We start from the raw sequence: 19550 nt of genomic DNA, 5'->3' as shown, positions 1-19550 counted from the left end.
GCAAAACGGAATTTATCAGAAGTCAACTGCCAATGAGTTGATCTGGGATATTTCTTTAAATTGAGAAGCTTGGGTCGCACTCGTCCCGATAGAGCCATTCCTATTGGTGCGAGAGGAGAGCATGTCGAAGACGTCTGCCAGGGCGGTAAGGAGGGCGAACGCTGAATCCTCGGCAGAGCGTCCCAGCCCGCATCTGTTCGTCTCTTATCGAGTGGCTTCGCTAAGGGCGAGGTGATTTCCTGGCCTATGCAGACCCGGCAGCCTTCCTTATCGCAATGGCGCGGTCGAGGCGCGGATGGCGAGTTCGGCCGGGGTGATGACGGGACCGGTGGGAGTAGGGCGCCCGGCTTGCTCGGCGATGATGAGTTCGACCGCACGGGCGGTGACATCGGCGATAGGTTGAACAACGGCCGTCAACGGCGGGTGGACGAAGCGCACGATCGGTGTGTCGTCGAAACTGACCAGCGACAGGTCGTCCGGGATCGCCAGCCCCCGTTCGCGCGCCAGCTCCAGCGTCGCCAAAGCCATTTGGTCGTTGCTGGCGATGATGGCAGTCGGGGCGGTCGCACTGTCGAGCAGTGTGCCAGCCGCGATCCGGCCCGAGGCGAAGCTGAAATCGCCCTTTGCCAATTGCCCCTCACAGGACAGGCCCGCCGCCGTCATCGACTTGCGCCACCCCTCGACCCGCCAGCCGCTCAGTTCATAGTCGTCCGGCCCGGCGATGAAGCCGATCCGCCGATGGCCGAGCGCGATCAGATGGTCCGTCGCCATCCGCGCCGCGCCCTCATCGTCGATCGACAGCGCAAAGCCGCCGCCCGGCTTGAGCGACCCGATCCGGGCAAAGCTGATCCCATGGGCCTCCAGCAGTTGTGTGATCAGCGGATTTTCCGAATGCGGCGGCGTCAGGATCACGCCATCGGGCTGAAGCGAGGCAATCGCGCCGAGCAGTTCGCGCTCGATATGGTCGCTATGGGTGTCGACCAACTCGACGATCAGGCGATAGCCGTGCTCGGCGCAAGTCAGCATACCCCCCAGCATCATCTGGTCGACCCAGTCGGTGCCCTGGCGATTGCGCCAGTCGGCAATGGTCCGCTCCCGGTCGTTGAGCGCGACGATCAGATAGGAGCGCGATCCGCCCATGCGCTGCGCCGCGATCGAGGGGACATAACCGAGCTTGGCGATCGATGCCTGCACCCGCTCCATCATCTCGGGGCGGACATTGGGCTCCTTATTGATGACCCGGCTGACGGTCTGGAGCGACACGCCCGCATCGGCGGCGACATGGCGGATGGTGACGGACTGGCGACGACGGGGCGGCATGGTCGGGGTCAGGCCACCGTGCCGCAGTGGTGCGCGACATAATCGGCGTGCGGCGGCAGGCTGCGCACCGTCGTCGCGACATTCTGGCGCAGCGTGGACAGCAGCCGCTCCAACTCCTCGTCGCTGAGGCGCGCGGTGATCGGGTGATGGCTCTCTGGGGTAATGCCCTGGCCCATCATGACCTGCACCCAGCTATTCTCGGCGAACAGTTCGTCGTTGCGGCGGAAGACGCGGCCCGTCTCGCGGAAAAGGGCGATCTTGTGCGCCAGGCTGTCGGGCACGTCCATGTCCGCGCATTGCCGCCAGAAGGCGCTGTCGCGCCGTTCATGGACCTTATAGTGCAGGATCAGGAAGTCGCGGATCTGCAGCATGTCGGTCATCTGCTGGTCATTGAATTCGGCCACGTCATGCGCGCTGATCGGACCGCCGGGAAGCAGGCGGATCAGCCGCAGGATCGCACGCTGGATCAGGTGGATGCTCGTCGACTCCAGCGGCTCCAGGAAGCCACCGGACAGGCCGACCGCGATGCAGTTGCGATGCCACTGCTTGCGGCGGGCGCCCGTCTGGAAGCGCAGCATGTTAGGCTCGGTCAGGACCTTGCCCTCGACGGTGTCCAGCAGCTTCGTTCGCGCCGCGTCGTGATCCATATAGCGGCTGCAATAGACGATGCCGTTGCCTGGCCGATGTTGCAGCGGGATACGCCATTGCCACCCGGCCTCATGCGCGATGGCGCGGGTATAGGGGACGGGCGGCCGCACGCTTTCGGTCTGTACCGCGACGGCGGCGTCGCAGGGCAGGTAATGGCTCCAATCGTCGAACCCGACATGCAGCGCGCGTTCGATCAGGAGCGCGCGAAAGCCGGTGCAGTCGAGGAACAGGTCACCCTCGACCCGTCGTCCGTCGTCCAGCACCAAAGCGGCGATATCGCCGGTGTCGGGGTTCAGGTCGACCTCGGCAATCCGCCCCTCGATCCGCGTAGCGCCGTCCCCCTCGGCCATGCGTCGCAAAAACCGGCCGTAGAGCGTCGAGTCCAGCTGATAGGCATAGTTCATTCGCTCGTCGGGCAGATGCGCGAACTTGCCCTCACGCGCGGCGACCAGCTCCAGGCAATATTCGTCATAGGGCTCGTCATGACCCCGGCGGACGCCGTCCAGCCAGAAATGCTGGAACCCCGCCGCCCAGTGATCCTTGCCGGTCAGCCCGAAGGAGTGGAAATAGCGGTCGTCCGGTCCCTTCCACCCGTCGAACTGGATGCCCAGCTTGAAGGTCGCCTGGGTCGCGGCCATGAACTCGGCCTCGTTGATACCGAGCAGCCGGTTGAAGGTGATGATCGGCGGAATGGTCGACTCGCCGACGCCGATCGTGCCGATCGCGTCCGATTCCACCAGCGTGACGCTGACCGCGCGACCCAGTGTGCGGGCAAGGGCGGCGGCGGCCATCCAACCGGCGGTGCCGCCGCCAGCGATGACGATCCGGCGGGGCGCGCTCATCGGCTAAGTGCCCGCAGCAGGAAGGCGCGGATACGGCCCGCGAGATCGGGTGTCATCGGATCAAGGATACCGCGACCGCCCTCGGGAATATGGGCCACGACGCTCTCGTCATTGGCGAAGACATAATGGTCGAACATCTCCCGCCAATGCGCCTTCTGGTCGGCGGGCAGGTCGCGGATCGTCATCATCGCGTGGTTCAAAGCCTCTTGCGGCTGGCCCAGCCAGCGGGGCGCGTCGCGCCACCAGTAATTGACCAGCACGTTGAAATCCGCGGTTCCCTCGACATGGTGCCACCAAAGGGCGGGGATGAAGACCGCATCGCCAGCCTCCAGCTCGGCCACTTGCGCGGTTGCCAGCGCCTCGGCGAAGCGGGGGTGGCGGTCGAGATCGGGGGCGTGGAAATCGACCATGCTGACCGCGCGTCCCGCAGGCGTGTTGTCGACCGGGCCGAGATAGAGGTTGCGGAACTGATCGCGTGGGAAGAGCGTGAAGCGCCGCTGCCCGACCGCGCAGACCGCCAGATTATGCGGGACGTCATTATGTGCCGCAATCCGCGTGCGCGTGCCGATCCAGATGCTGGCCAGCAACTCGCGCTCGCCCAGATCGATCTGGTTCGCCTCGTGCAGCCCGTCGAAATAGCGCTGCATATCGATCGAGGCGAGATAGATGGACGGCGCGTCCGGCTTGCCAGCAAATTCGGTAATGCGGGTGAAGATTTCGGGAAGCCCCGCCTCCATCGTCCGGAAGTTCATCGCCATCGCGTCGTCGTAGAACAGTCGCCCGCCGCTGCCTGGCACGCCGACTGAGACGGTGAAGGGCCGGTCGCGACGATGGTCGAGCAGATAGGCCCGCGCCGCCTCCGCCGAGCGTCGGCCCGCCTGAACCAGCGGCCAGTCGGCGGCCAGCCCGCGTACGACGAAGGGGCGGTCGGCCTCGCGCAGTACGCGGTCGAGTTCGGCCGCATCGACAACCGTCACCTCGGGCACCCGCGGCAGGGTGCTCAATAGTCCAGGGTCGGCCTCAGCCACGCGCACCCCGCCGATTGCGCCGTGCGATCAGTCCGCTGAACTGGCTGAGCGAGGCCATTGCCATATAGATGGGCTCCAGATAGCCCGCTGCCTGAAGCTCGGCGAGCGCCGTACCGCTGAGCGCGGCCAGCCGCTCCTCGGCGATGATATGATAGCCGATCAGCCGGTTGGCCGATCCGTCATCCAGCGTCACGTCCAGCGTGAAGGGCTCCAGCAGTTCGTAGCGCTGGAGCGCGGCGAAGAAATCGCCCGCTTCACGAAAGCCGTGGTCGAGCGCGCCGACCTGTTCGATGACCCGCTCCAGATAGGGGGTGGGGCGGCCGTGCTTGTCGAACACGCGCACGCCTTCTTCTCCGGTCGCGATGCGGGGGGAGTCGAGGTCGACATGCACCTGCTTGGGGCCATCATCGTCGGAGCTGCCGCCGATCAGGAACGGCTGGATATCGATCGCCAGCGGGCGATAGCGCGCGTCCCAGCGGCCTTCCGCCACATAGAGGTTCTCGCCATTCTCAAATCCGAACAAGGCGAGCGCGCTGAATTGATCGCGGGTGTCGTTGAGACGGAACAGGATGGGATATTCCGCCTGCACCGCGCGAAATTCGGCCGGAACGGTGATGCAGGCCATGCGCGCATCGCCTAGCGCGGCGTCGCGTCGCTCCAGGATGCGCAAGTCGCGATGATCATCGGCGCTTAGGGCTTCGTGGCGGGCCATCAGGCGGTTCTTTCAGCAAGAGGTGCCTGCTCGGCGCGCAGCGCATCGAGATAGGCGCGATTGGTCGGCAAGCTCGCTGTCAGCGCACGGGCACGCTGATCGATCTGACGAAGCTGGTTCGGCAGGTCGGGACGGGCCGCGCGACGGACGGGCGAGGGGAGGGGCGCGGGAAAACCCATACCCCACAGGATGTAGCGATAGCTGGCCGCCGGAAACAGCTCCTCCTGCATCGGCAGGTCGAGCGCGGAGGGCGCACGATGCCGCCACAGCACCAGCGCCTCGACCAGCCTGTCGGGGATGGAGGCGGGATCGCGGTGCGCGCGCCAATAGGGCTCGTCGCGTTGGCTGAGTACGTAATGCAGCTTCAGAAAGTCGACGATCCGCTCCCAGCGATAGCGGCCCAGCGCGTTGAAGCGCTGGGCCTGGATCGGCATCACCGCCCGGTCCACCGGGAAATCGTCCAGCAGCGCGTCGAGCGACAGCTCGATCATGACGATGGCCGATGCCTCCAGCGGCTCCATGAACCCGGCCGACTGGCCGATGGCCAGGCAATTGGCCGTCCAGGGCTGGGCCCGATAGGCCGAGCGGAAGCTCAGGCGGCGCGGGGCGGGTGTATCTGGCGCGATCCGTCGACAATAGTCGGTCAGAACGCCCTCCGCCTCGTCGTCGCTCATAAAGGTGGACGCATAGACGCAGCCGATGCCGCGCCGCGTCGGCAGGCCGATGTCCCAGATCCAGCCAGCGAGGTGCGCGGTCGCCACCGTCTGCGATGCGATGGGGCTGTCCGGGGTGACCGGCAACTGCATAGCCAGCGCCCGGTCATTGAAAAGGACGGAGGAAGCATCGATCAGCTCCGCTCCCAGCGTCTCATCGATCAGCAGGCCGCGGCGCCCGGTACAGTCGAGGAAGAGGTCGCCTGCAATCGCCCCCGATTGGCGGGTCGTCACCGCCTCGATGTCGCCGCTCTCGACCCGATCGACCGAGACGACGTGATCGCGGACATGCCGCACATTCAGCCGGGTGGTCGCGTGGCGGGTCAGCAGCGTCGCAAGCTTGGCGGCGTCGAGATGATAGGCATAGTTCAGCGCGCCCCCATAATCGGGCATGGTGCGCTGGCGCGGGGCCAAATCTTCGACGCAGACCTGCGGCTGGGCGCAGGCGGTGAAGGCAAAAGGCCGATCGCCGGACAGGTCAACAGGATCGACATCGATCGGGGGAACGAAGGGGTGGTAATAGCGATCGTCGTCCGCGCCTGTCGTCCAGCCGTCGAAGCAGGTCCCCTGCTTGAACGACCCGTCACAGGCCAGCAGCAACTCAGCTTCGCCAATGCCGATCCGCTCCAGCGTCCGGCGGATCGTCGGCCAAGTGCCTTCACCCACGCCGATGGTGGGCACGTCGGGAGATTCGATCAAGGTCACCGTGACCGAACCCATGGTTGCGGCAGCGATGCGGCAGGCGGCCAGCCAACCGGCCGTACCGCCGCCCACGATCACGATTCGGGTGACAGGCTTGTCCACCGCTTTCCCTATCCCCGACCGTCTTCCGACATCATCCTTGCCGTCGATATGGAGGAAAAGCCAGTGTTCCCGGACCGGGAAAACCGGCTTTTCCCATGATCGTCAGAAGGTGAAGCGCACACCCGCCGAGTAGCGCGCATCCTGCTTCGTGACGAAGTTGACGTTGCGATCCGAGCGGAGGTGACCGCTGCGGTTCTCGCCCAGAATGTTGATGCCCTCGGCGAAGATGGCGACACTCTTCGTCACCGCATAGCTCGCGCTGGCATCCAGCTGGCCATAGGTGTTGACATAGACCGGGTTGATGCCCGCCCCCGCCAGATACCCCTTGCGCCAGTTATAGGCCGCACGCGCCTGGATGCCGAACTTGTCGTAGAACAGGACCGCGTTGGCGCTGTCCGACAGGCCGGTGATCGCGAACTGCGACACGGTGGCGGGCAAGCGGTTATCGTATTTCCGGTTTCCGTTGACGATCGTGTAGTTCAGGATCGTGCCGAAGCCGGTATCCCAGAAATTGTGCTGGATCGCGAACTCGAAGCCGTCGACGCTGGCTGTCTGGCTGCTGTTGAACGGCGTCGTGATAACGAAGTTGACCGCCGGATCGTTGGGCTGCGCCACGATCGTGCCGTTGACCACGCCGCCGGGGAAGTTGGCGGCGATATAGTCGCGGACCTGCGCGAAGGTCGCGTTGGCCCCCAGCGCATTGATCGCCGCCTGATAGCGGGGCCCATATTGCGTCACGCCGTTGAAGGTGGTCACTGGAGAGGTCACGCCCGGAACGGTCGAGTTGACCTGGGTCTGGCCGATGAAGTTCGACACGTCCTTGTGGAAGAAGCCGACCGAAAGGTAGCTGTCGGACTTGTAATACCACTCCGCCGACAGATCGATATTCTTAGACTTGTACGGGATCAGGTTCGGGTTGCCGACACTGCCGGTGCCGCCGCCGATGCGGAACAGCTGAGACAGATTGCGACCGCCCTGCAGGCTGCCATAGTCGGCGCGGGTGATGGTGTGGCTGTACGACGCGCGCAGCTTGACGTTTTCCAGCGGCTGGAAGTCGAAGTCCACCGACGGCAGCCAGTTCTGGTAGCTGCCCTTGAAGGTCGTGAAGCCGCTACCCGAGAACAGGATGTTGAATTCGTTCTGCGAATTCTGTCGTGCGCCGACCGGGGTCGGTACCAGCGCCGAGGCCGAGACGTCCGTATTCTCGAAGCGAAGCCCCGCGATGAGGTGCGCGGGCCGTGCGAACAGGTCCATCTTGCCGTTGAACTGGAAATAGGGCGAGACGGTCTTTTCACGAATGCGCGAATCCGTGGTGTAGGGGATCAGGCACTGGCCGTTGCCGCCGCAGATACCATACGCCTTGTCGAGCAGCGAGACCATGTTGGGCAAGTTGAAGCCGAAGAAGGACTTCACGATCGCCGAATTATTTGCGCCGCCAATACCCGAGAACTTGTCGGGGATGCTGATCTGCTGGAACAGGTTGTCGGGGATCAGGGCCGCAGCCGCTGCGCGCTGTGCCGCGCTGTCGCCGCCGGTGCCGCCCCAGGTGTCGTTCTGCAGCACGCTATACGCCGAGCGAACCTTGTTGTCGGTATAGTCGAAACCCCAGTCCAGGCTGTCCAGGAAGCCCTGCTCATGGTCGTAATGCCCACGCAGCTGCACCTGGTTGATCTCGTCCCGGAAATAGGAATTGCGGAACGCGTTGCCCGTGGGAACGATGTTGGCGGCGTTCAGCGGATCGATGCCCGGCTGCATCGCGAACGAGATCACGGGCAGCTTGTTGTCGAAGTTGATCGTCTGGCTCTGCACGCCGAAGATGGCGGTGCCGACCGAGTTGCTGTTGCCGTACGGATTGTCCGGACGGGACTCGGCGGTCGAGTGGTGCGCGTCGAGCGACATGGTGACGCCACCCGGACCCTTCCAGGTCAGGTTGCCGCCCAGCGACCGGTTGATGCTGCGCACCGAGGTTTCGGACGCGGAATAGGCCAGGTCCTTGCCCTCGGCGGCGGTGAAGCGCTCGGTGTAGAAGACCGGCCCGGCGACCGGACCGTTGGTCCACGCGCTCGACGTGTCGTTGTGGTTGTACCAGATGCCGACATTGTTGTCGCGAATGTCGACGGTGTTCTGCGAATAGGTATAGTCGACCGTCGCCGTCAGATTGTCCGACGGCCGGAATTGCAGGACGGCTTGGCCGTTGATGCGCTCACGGCGGCCATTGACGATGTTGTAGCTGGCGTTCTGCGGCACCTGATAGACGTCGTTCGCGCCAGGCCGGTTGGTGATGTTGGCGTAGCGGGGATCACCCTGTTGCGCCAGCGAACCCCAATTGTTCTCCGAGCCCAGATAGCCGTCACGCCAACCGACATTGGCCTGATTCTGGCTGAAATTGCGGCGCTGATAGGCACCGGTGACGAGGACGCCGATCCGGTCGTCGGCGAAGGTGTCGGAGAAGATGCCGGACACTTCGGGCGTGACGTTCTTGCCGCCATTCTGCGAGGTGTCGACGACGCCGCGCGCCGAGAGCGATCCGCGCAGGCCGGGTTTATCCAGCGGGCGCGGCGTGCGGATGTTGATGGTCGAGCCGATGCCGCCCGAGGGCACGGTGGCGCGCCCGGACTTGTAGACTTCGAGCGCGGCAACGCCTTCGGAGGCGAGGTTGGCGAAGTCGAACGAACGGGAGCCGGGCGCGCTCATTCCGTCGCCGATCGCGGCGGTCGGCATCTGGCGGCCGTTCAGGGTGACGAGGTTGTATTCGGGGCCGAAGCCGCGCACCGTCACGAACTGGCCTTCGCCGTTCGACCGGTCGATCGACACACCGGTGATGCGCTGGAGCGACTCCGCCAGGTTCGTGTCGGGGAACTTGCCCATTTCCTCGGCGCTGATCGCGTCGACCACGCCCTGTGCGTTGCGCTTGATGTCGATCGACTGACGCAAGCTGGCGCGAATACCGGTGACGACGATATCGCCTTCGCCCTGGGCGGGATCGGCGGGGCCGGTGGTCGGCGCTTGCGGATCGGTCTGGGCCGGGCCGGTATTGCCCATGGTGGCGGCGGCATCCTGCGCCAGCGCGGCGGCAGGCAGAGTCAGCGCGACTGCGGAAACACCGATGGCAAAATTCGAAAGCAGGCGAGCACGAACGCTTCGCATGAAATCCTCCCCTTCGTGAACGGGCGCGGTAACCCGCGCTCTTGAGAACGTTCACTCCTTCAAAGACCAAACGGTGTCAAGAGAGACCATCCGTCGAAAAGTCGCGATTGTGAACGTTCTCTGGACACGATGGCAGTTATGCAACACAAGGTGACCAAAGCATTCGATTTCGGGAGGATGACGGTGACGAAGGGACAGATGGCTGGCGGCCTGGCGATGATCGCGCTGGTCACGGCGGGGGCCAGCGCACCCGTTCAGGGACAGGCGCCGACCACCAAGGCGCAGAAGAAGACAACGTCCGCGGCGGCCCGCGCGCGGGCCGATCGGATCGTCGCGAAGATGACGCGAGAGGAAAAGATCGCGCTGGTCCATGGCCTGTTCCCGCCGATGGCGGCGGGCAAGACGACCAACGAGCTGATCCCCTCGGCCGGTCACATCGACGGCATTCCCAGGCTGGGCGTGCCGCTGGTTCGCGAGAGCGACGCCTCGCTTGGCGTGGCGAACCAGGTCGAGCAGCGGGTCGGCGACGTCGCCACCGCACTGCCTTCGGGGCTCGCCACGGCGGCCAGCTTCGATCCTGCTATCGCGCAGGCAGGCGGCGCGATGATCGGAGCGGAGGCGCGGGACAAGCGCTTCAACGTGCTGCTGGCGGGCGGCGTTAACCTGACCCGCGATCCGTGGAACGGGCGGAACTTCGAATATCTGGGCGAGGACCCGCTGCTCGCGGGCACGCTGGGCGGTGCGCATATCCAGGGCGTGCAGTCGAACCGCATCGTCTCGACGATCAAACACTATGTCCTCAACGCGCAGGAGACCGGGCGCAACGTGCTCGACGCCCGGATCGGCGAGGCGGCATTGCGGATGAGCGACCTGCTCGCCTTTCAGATTGCGATCGAGAAGGGGCGGCCGGGCTCGGTCATGTGCGCCTATAACAAGATCAACGGCGACTGGGCGTGCGAGAACCGCCATCTGCTGACCGACGTTTTGAAGCGCGACTGGGGTTATGCCGGTTGGGTGATGAGCGACTGGGGCGCGGTGCACTCCACGGCCAAGGCCGCCAATGCCGGGCTGGACCAGGAGTCGGGCCAGGAGTTGGACAAGGAGGTCTATTTCGGTGCCCCGCTCGCCGAGGCGGTGGCCAAGGGCGAAGTGTCCGAGGCGCGGTTGAACGACATGGTCGCGCGTTATCTGACCGGTCTGATCGAGACGGGTGCCTATGACACGCCTGTCCCGACCCAGGCGGCGACCCCCGATTACGCCGCCCATGCCGATGTGGCGCAGCGCGCGGCGGAGGCCGGAATCGTGCTTCTGAAGAATGACGGCAACCTGCTGCCCATCGCACGCACCGCTAAGCGCATCGTGGTGATCGGTGGCAATGCCGATGTCGGCGTGCTGTCGGGTGGGGGCTCGTCGCAGGTCCGCTCGGTCGGCGGTGCGCCGGTCGAGATCCCGCTGGCCTATGGCGGGTCGGCCTCATTCGCGCGCATCACCTATCACGCCTCCTCGCCGCTCAACGCACTGCGCAAGGCGCTGCCGGGGGTGGAGATCGAATGGCAGGACGGGCGCAACCTGAATGCCACGCTGGCTGCGGCCAAGACGGCGGACATGGCAATCGTCTTCGCCACGCAGTGGACGACCGAGGCCGATGACGTGCACGATCTGCGCCTGCCCAACCAGCAGGACGCGCTGATCGCCGCGATTGCGGGCGTGCAGTCGAAGACGGTCGCGGTCATGGAAACCGGCGGCCCCGTGCTGATGCCGTGGATCGCCAAGGTGCCCGCCATCGTTCAGGCCTGGTATCCCGGGCAGCGCGGGGGGGAGGCGCTGGCCGCCATTCTGACCGGCCAGGTCAACCCTTCGGGTCGCCTGCCCATCACCTTCCCGGCCGACGCATCGCAACCGCCGCGTCCGCGCCCCGTGGGCCTTGACCGGCTGAGCGAGGTCGAAGCCGCTGCTGCCGCCAATCCGGCTGCCGCGCAGGGCGTAACGCTGCAAAGCTTCCCGGTCGATTATGTCGAGGGTGCCGATGTCGGCTATCGCTGGTACGAGAAAAAGGGGCTGAAGCCGCTGTTCCCGTTCGGCCACGGGCTCAGCTATACCAGCTTCGCCTATCGCAACCCGGTGGTCACCGGCGGGCGGACGATCCGGGTGACGGTGGATGTCGTCAACACAGGCCAGCGCGAAGGCTCCGACGTGGCGCAGGTCTATGTCGCCCGCGACGGCGGCGGAGAGCCGATGCGGTTGGCCGCGTTCAAGCGCGTCGCACTGAAGCCCGGCGAGACTCGTCGCATCACTCTGACCGCCGAGCCGCGCATCTTGGCCGATTACGATACCGGCCTGCCGGGCTGGCGGATCGCGGGCGGTGCCTACCGAGTTGCGGTGGCGCATGACGCCGCCGACCGCGCGATGGTGAGCACCACGACGGTCGAGGCGCAGACGATGAAGCCGTAACGGGCGTTGCCGAAACGCATGATCGGGGGCAGGGTGGGTCATGTCTGTCTCCCATCCCGATCCCCTGCGGTCGCGCACGCCTCTGCCCCTGTGGCTGTTTGCGCTCGCCAATATCGGCGGGGTGATCGCCTATTGGCCGCTCTTGACCTTGCTCGTGCCGATGCGGGTCGAGGTGGTGAGCCCGGACGAGCGGATCGCGCTTCTGTCCCTGATTGCGGTCGCCGGGGCGGTGGCGGCAAGCGGCGCCAATATCCTGTTCGGCTGGTTGAGCGATCGGTCGCGGCGGGCAGGCGGGGGCAGGCGGGTCTGGATGGCGCTGGGGCTGGCCGGAATCGCCGCCAGCTATGCGGCGATCGGCTGGGCGGCGACCCCGATGGCGCTGGCCCTGTCGGTGCTGGGTTTCCAGGTCGCGGTCAACGCGCTGCTCGCGCCGATGATGGCGGTCATGGCCGAGGAGATCCGCGATGCCCGGCGCGGCATGGCGGGCGCGCTGCTTGCGTTGGGCAATCCGGTGGCGGCGGCGCTCTCCGCCTGGCTGGTGGGCGAGCAGTGGCTGGGGGAGCGGGGGCGGTTGGTCATGGTGGTCGCGGTCGTCCTGCTATGCACGTTGCCGCTGTTGCTGGTCCGGCCCCGCATGGCAGGGGAGGAGGCCGCCATCGTCGCGCCCGCCGCCCGCCCGCCCCGGCGCGATTTCTGGACGGCCGGGCTCTCGCGCCTGCTGGTCCAGGTCGCGGCGGTGGTGACCCATGGCTATCTGCTCTATTATTTCGAGACGATCGTACCTCCATCGGCGCGCGCCGACCTACCGCGATGGGTCGGGCAGGTCTTCACCCTGGCTTTTATCGTGCCCCTGCCCATCGCGCTGTTGCTGGGGCGGATGGCGGATCGGACCGCGCGGCGGCAATATGTGCTGCTGCTGGCAGCGCTGGTCGCGGCGTCGGGATTGTTCGCGATGGCGCTCGCCAAGGGGGCCGTGGTGGCGGCGGCGGCGTTCATTCTCTACACCGCAGGGTCGTCGGTCTTCGTCGCGCTTCATTCGGGCCTGAGCTTTCAGCTGCTGCCCGATCCGCGCCATCGCGGCCGCGACCTGGGACTATTCAACCTCACCAATACGCTGCCCGGTCTGATCGGGGCCGGGTTGGCTTGGCGGTTTGCGACGCCGCATGATTTCGGCCCTGTCCTGTCCGTACTCGCCCTGATGACGCTGGCGGGCGGCGTGACCATCCTGGGCGTGCGGGCCTGGCGCTAGGCGTCAGGGGCATCCATTCCCGGCCGCCCGCGTTGAGGCGCGATGAATTCTTCCGAGCATGGCCGTTACCCCTATCGCCCCATCGTCGATCGTCCGGTCTATGACTGGCCGGAGGGGCGGCGGGTCGCCATCTATCTGGGCGTCAATCACGAGATCTTTGACTTTGGCGGGGGCCTGGGCGCCGAACTCGCGCCGTCGCAGACCCAGCCCGACGTCATGAACTACGCCTGGCGCGACTACGGCAATCGCGTGGGCGCGTGGCGGCTCTTCGACCTGTTCGACCGGCTGGAGCTGAAGACGACCGCGCTCGTGAACGCGGAGATACTCGATCGCTGTCCCGGCCTCGCGGACGCCTGCCGCGATCGCGGCGACGAGATCGCGGCGCATGGTGGCACCAATGCGAAGGCGCAGGGTGAACTGGACGAGGGCAAGGAGCGTCGCCTGATCGCCGACGTAACCGAGCGCTTGGCGTCGTTGGGCGTTCGACCTGCGGGATGGCTGGGGCCCTGGATTTCGGAGAGCGAGGCGACGCCTGATCTGCTGAAGGCGGCGGGTTATCGATATGTGCTTGACTGGGCGCATGACGACCAGCCGACGCGGTTGAGGACCCGGCATGGCGATCTGCTGTCGATCCCCTATTCGCAGGAGATCAACGACATTCCCTCGGTGATCCAGCGTCGGCAGGAAGCGGAGAGCTTCGCCACGATGATCCGCGATGCGGTCACTCAGCTGCTGTCCGAGGCGGATCGGCGTCCCTCGGTCTTGGGCATTGCGCTTCACCCCTACATCATGGGTCAGGCGCACCGCGTGCCCCCCTTGGCGCGCGTGCTGGAGGAGCTTCGCGAGGCGGACGATCCCCGTATCTGGTGGACGACCGCCGGAGCCATTGCCGAGCATGTCGATGCGAAGGGGCTGGCCGTGTAGGCGTTGCGGCCAAACACGACATGACCCCAAGGCAAACGGGAAGGCCTGTCGGACCTTCCCGTCGCACGGCCGATTATGCGGGGGCCTTAAGCGCGGCCGCATCCAGATCGACCCGCAACTCGCGGGCCCAGAAGCGCAAGGAGCGGCACTGGACGATAAAGCCCTTGGCGTCCTTTGCCTTGGCAAGCGCGATGAAGCCGTCGTCCGGCTCCGTGACACCGGCGGCCTGGAACAGCGTGGCGGCTGCTTCGGTATGGCCGATGAACTTGCAAGGGGCGAAGGCGTCGGCGACGAAATCCTTGGCCGTGGCGTCCTTGGCGAGCATGGCGACGCCCGCCTTGGACGGCAGGACCGCCACTGCATCGTAGAGCACCGAGGGGCCGCCATCGATCTTCTGCTGGGCGGGGACCTTGGTCCCGTCGTCCAGCGTCACGCCGCCGATCTTGGGCGCGACCACTTCGTAGAGCGCCCCTTCCGCGTCGAGCGCCTTGGTCAGGGCGGCGAACAACTCGGCGCTGCTGCCGTCGGTCAGCAGGATGCCCATCTTGCGCCCCTTGAAGTCCTCGGGCGCATTGCCGAGGATGCTGAGCTTGGGGGAGGGCGGCAGTTCGAGTGTCGGCTTGGCCGCCTGCGCCGGTTCGGGCAGGTCGAGACCCAGGCCATCGGCCACCGTCGCCGCCAGCCCCTCGTCGATCAGGCGCAGGTGAGAGACGGCGCGGGCGCGGATATCGACCCGCTCCACCTTCGACAGCTCGAACACCAACGCATCGCCGATATGCTTTTGTTCGATGGGCATCTGGCTGATGAAGAACTGCCGTGCCTGGCTGTAATGATCGGCGAAGGTTTCGGCTCGGATGCGCTGCTTGGTGCCCTGAACCTCGGCGGGAAAGCTGCGATAGCCGATGGTCGGATTTTCGCGCGGGCCACCGTCCGGGCCCCAGCTATTGGGCTCGTAATTGGCGCGCCCCTTGGGGTTGTGCATCGCCATATGGCCGTCCTGCTGGAAATTCATCACCGGGCAGCGCGGTGCGTTGACCGGGATATGGGTGAAATTGGGCCCGCCCAGCCGCTTCAGCTGGGTATCCAGATAAGAGAAGTTGCGCCCATGGAGCAGCGGATCGTCGGAAAAGTCGATGCCCGGCACGACATTCTGCGTGCAGAAGGCCACCTGTTCGGTCGCGGCGAAGAAATTGTCGACATTGCGGTTTAGCGTCATGGTGCCGACGATACGAACCGGCACCTCTTCTTCCGGGATCAGCTTGGTCGAATCGAGATGGTCGAAGGGCAACCGGTCGGCCGTTTCCTGGTCGAATAGCTGGACGCCCAGATCCCATTGCGGGAAGTCGCCATTTTCGATCGCCTGCCACAGGTCGCGGCGATGGAAATCGGGATCGGCCCCGTTGATCTTGACCGCCTCGTTCCACAGCACCGACTGGAGGCCCTGGTGCGGCTTCCAATGGAATTTGACGAAGGTCGACTTGCCCTCGGCATCGACCAGCCGGAAGCTATGGACGCCAAAGCCCTCCATGGTGCGGAAGGAGCGCGGGATCGTCCGATCCGACATCTGCCACATCACCATATGCCATGCCTCGGGGCTCAGCGAGGCGAAGTCCCAGTAATTGTCATGCGCCGACTGTGCCTGGGGAAAGGCGCGGTCGGGTTCCTGCTTCACGGCATGGACCAGATCGGGGAATTTGATCGGGTCCTGGATGAAGAAGACCGGGATATTGTTGCCGACAATGTCCCAATTGCCCTGCTTCGTATAGAATTTGACGGCAAAGCCGCGCACGTCGCGCGCCAGGTCCATCGACCCCTTGTTGCCCGCCACCGTCGAGAAGCGGACGAAAACCTCGGTCTGTTGCCCCACGGTGCTCAGCACGTCGGCGCGGGTATAGTCGGCCAGGCTCTCGGTCAGTTCGAACACGCCGTGCGCGCCATAGCCGCGCGCATGGACAACGCGTTCGGGAATGCGCTCATGGTCGAAATGGAAGATCTTCTCGCGCAGGATGAAATCCTCGAGAAGCGTCGGACCACGCTCCCCGGCGCGCAGGCTATTCTGATCGTCGGCGATCGGCACACCCTGCTGGGTCGTCATCGTGCGGGCGAGGTCGTCGGTGCTCTGATGGGTTTCGCCGCCGTGCCCCTGGGCCTCGGCATAGGACTGGGCCTGGTCCGTCTTGGCCGACGGGGCGGCCTTGGTCTTGCCGCTGTCGCTCTTGCTGCTTCGCGTGCCCATGGATGTATCTTTCGCTGTTGATAGGATTGGCTCCTTCAACGCGTGGCAGCGATCTTCGTCCGATAAATATTTGGTTGATCTTCATCAATGGAAGCTGGCGGAGTTTGATGTAGGTGAATAATCTTGACGGCGTTCTTGGGCTCGAACGGGGATGGAGCTCGTATCCGTCAATTTGTTGAATGAGGCATGGGAGAACGAATGTGCTCGACGACATGCCCATAGTCATTTGCATTCCGGCCCGAAATGAAGAGGCGATGTTGCCGCAGCTGATGCAGGCGATGGCCGAATTGACGGTGGACCGCGCGCTGCTGACCGTCTGCCTTTATCTCGATGATTGCAGCGATGGCAGTTCGGCCTGGCTGGAGCATATCGTCCCGACTTTGCCCTATCGCTTGACCGTCGCGCAGGGCGGAGCCGACGGCGTGCCGAATGCGGGCGCGGCGCGGGGGGCGGCGGTGGCGATGGGGCTGGCCCTGCTGGACGGCGAGGACGGGTTGATCTTCACGACCGATGCCGACAGCCGACCGCATTCTGACTGGATCATGATGGGTTGCAAGGCCCTGGCCGAAGCGGAGGTCGTCGCGGGGCGCATCGTCCGCACCCGCGCGACCGGCGATCCGCAAGCATTCCGGATCGAGCGCTATTACGACCGGCTGCATCGTTATCGGCGCAGCCTCGATCCGGTGGCCTGGGAGGCGCGGGACACGCATCACTTTAGCGGCGGCGCGAATATCGCGATGCGGGCCAGCGCCTATCGCATGATCGGGGGCTTTCTGCCGATGCCGTCCGGCGAGGATGCGCGATTGCTGGACGACGCCAGCCGGGCGGGTCTGCGCGTCCGCCGGGACGCGGCGATGGTGGTCGAGACATCCTCTCGCCGCGAGGGACGCATCGCAGGCGGGTTGGCCGGGCTGTTGCGGGCGCTGGACCAGGGCGAGCAGCCGCGCATGGCCGATCCGCGTGGCGTGGCGTGGCAATGGCGAGCGCAGGCGGCGGCGCGACAAGGCTTCGGTGTGATGGATCGGCTGGATGAACGGGCGAGGCTGGGCGAGCGGCTGGGCCTGACGGCGGATCATGTGCTGGGCGTCGTGCGCGACTGTCCGAATGCGGAGGCGTTTGCGATGCGGATTGTCCCGGCGGCGCCCATCCATAACGACATGGTGTCTCTCGACGAAGCGGAGGATATACTGACGATCCTGGAAAACCGGTGCTGCGAGATCGCGGCATGAGCGGGATGGCCGCTGCCTTGCGAAACGCGGTTGCCGCGTCGGGCTGGGCCGAGCATCCGCCGGGCGATCCGCAGACCGTCGACGCGTTGGTCGCGCTGCTGACATCGCTGTACGAATGCGGCCGTCGCGACCTGCCACTCGGACGCTTGCTGGAGGGCCATGTCGACGCGGTGCAGATCGTGCAGCGTTATGGTTCGGACCGCCAGCGGGACCGGTTGCAGCATCTGGTTGCCAACGGGGCGACGCTGGGCGTGTGGAACGCGGCGCTGGCGGGGGAGCCGCTGCGGCTGGACGGTTATCGGCTGTCGGGTGGCAAAAGCTACGCCTCCGGTGCCGGGGTCTTGAGCCATGCGCTGGTGACCGCCGACGGGCCCAGCGGCGCGCAACTGCTGCTGCTCGACCTGGCGCGTGTGGCCCCGAAGATCGATCGCGACTGGTGGCACGTGACGGGTATGCAGCGGTCGGAGACGCATCGGGTCCGCTGGCATGATGCGGCGATCGAGGACGAGGATCGGATCGGTGCGCCCGGCCTTTATGCCCGCGAACCCTATTTCAGCGGCGGGGCGCTACGCTTCGTGGCGGTCCATGCGGGCGGAATCGCGGGGATTGTCGACCGGACCCGCGACCATCTGATCGAGACGGGGCGGGCCGACGATCCCTTTCAATCGGCGCGACTGGCCGAACTGTTCGGACTGGCCGACATGGCGGCGGCGGTCGTGCGGCGGACCGCGCGTCTCTGGTTCGAGGACGGGGCAGCGGAAGATGCGCGGTTGGCACGGGTGGCGGCGGCGCGTCTGGCGGTGACCGACGCGGCCGAGCGAGCCATGGCGATCGCGCAAGGAGCGGTCGGGCTGGCCGGCCATTTTCTGGAGCACCCGCTCTCGGCCATGCTGAGCGACCTCGCCGTCTATCTGCGCCAGCCGGTGCCGGATGCCCAGCGCCTCCGCGTCGGGCGTGCGGTGCAACTGGGCCTACTGGCACCTGCGCTGTGAGGCTACGGCTGGCAGGCATAGGCCGGGCGGTCATCGTCGCGCCGCATCCCGATGACGAAGTGATCGGGGCAGCCGCGTTGATCCAGGCCCTGCGGCGACAGGGTAGCCAAGTCGCGGTCATCGTGGTCAGCGACGGCGCTGCGTCGCATCCGAACAGCGTGGCATGGCCCGCCAAGCGCCTGGCCGCCGCACGGGAGGGGGAGAGCCTGCACGCGCTGCGCCGGCTGGGGGTGCGGCGCGGAGCGGTGACCTTCCTGCGTTTGCCCGATGGCGGTCTGTCGGACGGGCAGGATCGGTGTTGCGTCGCATTGCATCAGACCCTGCGGCGGCAAGGGAAGCCGGACCTGCTGGTCGGTCCTGCGGCGACCGATGCGCATCCCGACCACCGGGCCGTGGCCGATGCGCTGCGATGTTACCGCTTCGGCGGGCGTCGCCTGACCTATCAGGTCTGGCCGCCGCAGCGCCGGATGGGCCCTCGCTGCCGCACCGTCCCGCTGACTGGCGGAGCGCTGGTGAAGCGGTCGCTCATCCGGGCGCACCGCACGCAACTCGGCGCGATCACCGACGATCCTCAGGGGTTTTCGATCGCCCGGCACGAACTGACGGTCTTCGCCCACCCAGTCGAATATTTCGTCGAGGCGCGGGCATGAGAGCGATCGACCTGAGCGGCTTTTCGCAGAAATTTGCGGCGGATGATGACCCTTGGCGTACCTTCTCCGACCGGGACGAGGCGGTGAAGCGGGCGGCGATCCTGCATGCCCTGGGCGCAGGGCCGTGGGGCCGCATTCTGGAACTGGGCAGCGGCAACGGCTCGAACAGTCGGGCACTGGCGGCGCGCGCCCTACGGCTCGACGCGACCGAGGGGACGGATGAGGGTACGCGCCTGACGGCCCGCGCCATTGCGCCCTGGCCGCGCAGCCGGGCGGTGACTTTGGCTCTGCCCGCACGCTTTCCGAAGCTTCGCTATGACGCGGTGGTGATCGCGGAGCTGCTCTATTATCTTTCGCCCGACGCCATGCGGCAGGTGGCGCTGGGTGTCGCCGAAACGCTTCGTCCGGGCGGGCGGCTGGTATTGGCGCATCACCGGATCGATTATTACGACTTCGCGCAGCACGCGGCCGGTATCCAGCAGCGCTTTCTGCACATCACGGGCGTGCCATGGACGATCCATACCGTGCGCCGCCGCGCGAAGTGGCAGGTGCTTATCGCGCGGCGGGGAGCGACGCAGGGTTTCCGGTCGCTCCCCACCTTGTAA

Annotated in this window: 14 protein-coding genes; 7 read left to right on the top strand and 7 right to left on the bottom strand. The window is 65.9% G+C overall.

What is annotated here, in order from left to right; translation table 11 throughout:
• Nucleotides 1-267: 267 nt before the first annotated feature.
• The 6 genes from SSA01S_RS01020 to SSA01S_RS00995 all read right to left on the bottom strand — a co-directional run bounded on the left by SSA01S_RS01020 (nucleotide 268) and on the right by SSA01S_RS00995 (nucleotide 9214).
• Entirely contained in the window at nucleotides 268-1320 is a 1053-nt protein-coding gene (locus SSA01S_RS01020; protein WP_061778790.1) for a LacI family DNA-binding transcriptional regulator, read from the bottom strand.
• Between the two features lie 8 nt (nucleotides 1321-1328).
• Nucleotides 1329-2810, bottom strand: coding sequence for a tryptophan halogenase family protein (locus SSA01S_RS01015; RefSeq protein ID WP_061778789.1), 1482 nt, complete (start codon nucleotides 2808-2810; stop codon nucleotides 1329-1331).
• Nucleotides 2807-3838 (bottom strand): cupin-like domain-containing protein, encoded by a 1032-nt coding sequence (locus SSA01S_RS01010; RefSeq protein WP_061778911.1) that lies wholly within the window; start codon nucleotides 3836-3838, stop codon nucleotides 2807-2809. Before SSA01S_RS01010 ends, SSA01S_RS01015 begins: the two co-directional genes overlap by 4 nt.
• Complete coding sequence (locus tag SSA01S_RS01005; RefSeq protein ID WP_061778788.1) at nucleotides 3831-4550, bottom strand: SapC family protein; 720 nt, start codon at nucleotides 4548-4550, stop codon at nucleotides 3831-3833. Before SSA01S_RS01005 ends, SSA01S_RS01010 begins: the two co-directional genes overlap by 8 nt.
• Nucleotides 4550-6067, bottom strand: coding sequence for a tryptophan halogenase family protein (locus SSA01S_RS01000; protein ID WP_061778787.1), 1518 nt, complete (start codon nucleotides 6065-6067; stop codon nucleotides 4550-4552). Before SSA01S_RS01000 ends, SSA01S_RS01005 begins: the two co-directional genes overlap by 1 nt.
• A gap of 102 nt (nucleotides 6068-6169) precedes the next feature.
• The gene (locus SSA01S_RS00995) at nucleotides 6170-9214 is read right to left on the bottom strand and encodes a TonB-dependent receptor (protein WP_061778786.1); all 3045 of its coding nucleotides are present in this window, start codon (nucleotides 9212-9214) and stop codon (nucleotides 6170-6172) included.
• A 198-nt stretch (nucleotides 9215-9412) separates the two neighbouring features.
• On the opposite strand from SSA01S_RS00995, the gene SSA01S_RS00990 reads away from it, so the two are divergent.
• From SSA01S_RS00990 to SSA01S_RS00980, 3 genes are read left to right on the top strand one after another with little or no spacing between them, the layout of a single operon-like run.
• Nucleotides 9413-11665, top strand: coding sequence for a beta-glucosidase (locus tag SSA01S_RS00990; protein WP_061778910.1), 2253 nt, complete (start codon nucleotides 9413-9415; stop codon nucleotides 11663-11665).
• A 40-nt stretch (nucleotides 11666-11705) separates the two neighbouring features.
• Nucleotides 11706-12914, top strand: a complete 1209-nt coding sequence (locus tag SSA01S_RS00985) for an MFS transporter (protein WP_061778785.1) — start codon at nucleotides 11706-11708, stop codon at nucleotides 12912-12914.
• A 42-nt stretch (nucleotides 12915-12956) separates the two neighbouring features.
• On the top strand, nucleotides 12957-13838 hold the full coding sequence (locus SSA01S_RS00980) for a polysaccharide deacetylase family protein (protein ID WP_061778784.1): 882 nt from the start codon (nucleotides 12957-12959) through the stop codon (nucleotides 13836-13838).
• 73 nt (nucleotides 13839-13911) lie between these two features.
• On the opposite strand, the gene SSA01S_RS00975 is transcribed toward SSA01S_RS00980, so the two are convergent.
• Nucleotides 13912-16074 carry a catalase gene (locus SSA01S_RS00975; protein WP_061778783.1) on the bottom strand — a complete coding sequence of 721 codons (2163 nt, stop codon included), beginning with the start codon at nucleotides 16072-16074 and terminating at the stop codon, nucleotides 13912-13914.
• A 179-nt stretch (nucleotides 16075-16253) separates the two neighbouring features.
• Between SSA01S_RS00975 and SSA01S_RS18960 the strand changes: the two genes are divergently transcribed.
• Genes SSA01S_RS18960 through SSA01S_RS00955 form a run of 4 tightly spaced genes read left to right on the top strand, consistent with a single transcriptional unit; the run spans nucleotide 16254 to nucleotide 19550 of the window.
• Entirely contained in the window at nucleotides 16254-17303 is a 1050-nt protein-coding gene (locus SSA01S_RS18960) for a glycosyltransferase family 2 protein (RefSeq protein ID WP_082794853.1), read from the top strand.
• Nucleotides 17300-18295, top strand: coding sequence for an acyl-CoA dehydrogenase family protein (locus SSA01S_RS00965; protein WP_082794852.1), 996 nt, complete (start codon nucleotides 17300-17302; stop codon nucleotides 18293-18295). Before SSA01S_RS18960 ends, SSA01S_RS00965 begins: the two co-directional genes overlap by 4 nt.
• Complete coding sequence (locus SSA01S_RS00960; RefSeq protein ID WP_061778782.1) at nucleotides 18292-18945, top strand: PIG-L deacetylase family protein; 654 nt, start codon at nucleotides 18292-18294, stop codon at nucleotides 18943-18945. The genes SSA01S_RS00965 and SSA01S_RS00960 overlap by 4 nt, the downstream gene beginning before the upstream one ends.
• Nucleotides 18942-19550: a class I SAM-dependent methyltransferase gene (locus SSA01S_RS00955; protein ID WP_061778781.1), complete on the top strand. Its 609-nt coding sequence runs from the start codon at nucleotides 18942-18944 to the stop codon at nucleotides 19548-19550. Before SSA01S_RS00960 ends, SSA01S_RS00955 begins: the two co-directional genes overlap by 4 nt.

The sequence above is a fragment of the Sphingomonas sanguinis NBRC 13937 genome, from assembly GCF_001591005.1.
In the GTDB taxonomy this organism is placed as follows: domain Bacteria; phylum Pseudomonadota; class Alphaproteobacteria; order Sphingomonadales; family Sphingomonadaceae; genus Sphingomonas; species Sphingomonas sanguinis.
Note: the sequence above shows the minus strand (reverse complement) of the source record. Positions and strands in the feature narration are given on the sequence as shown.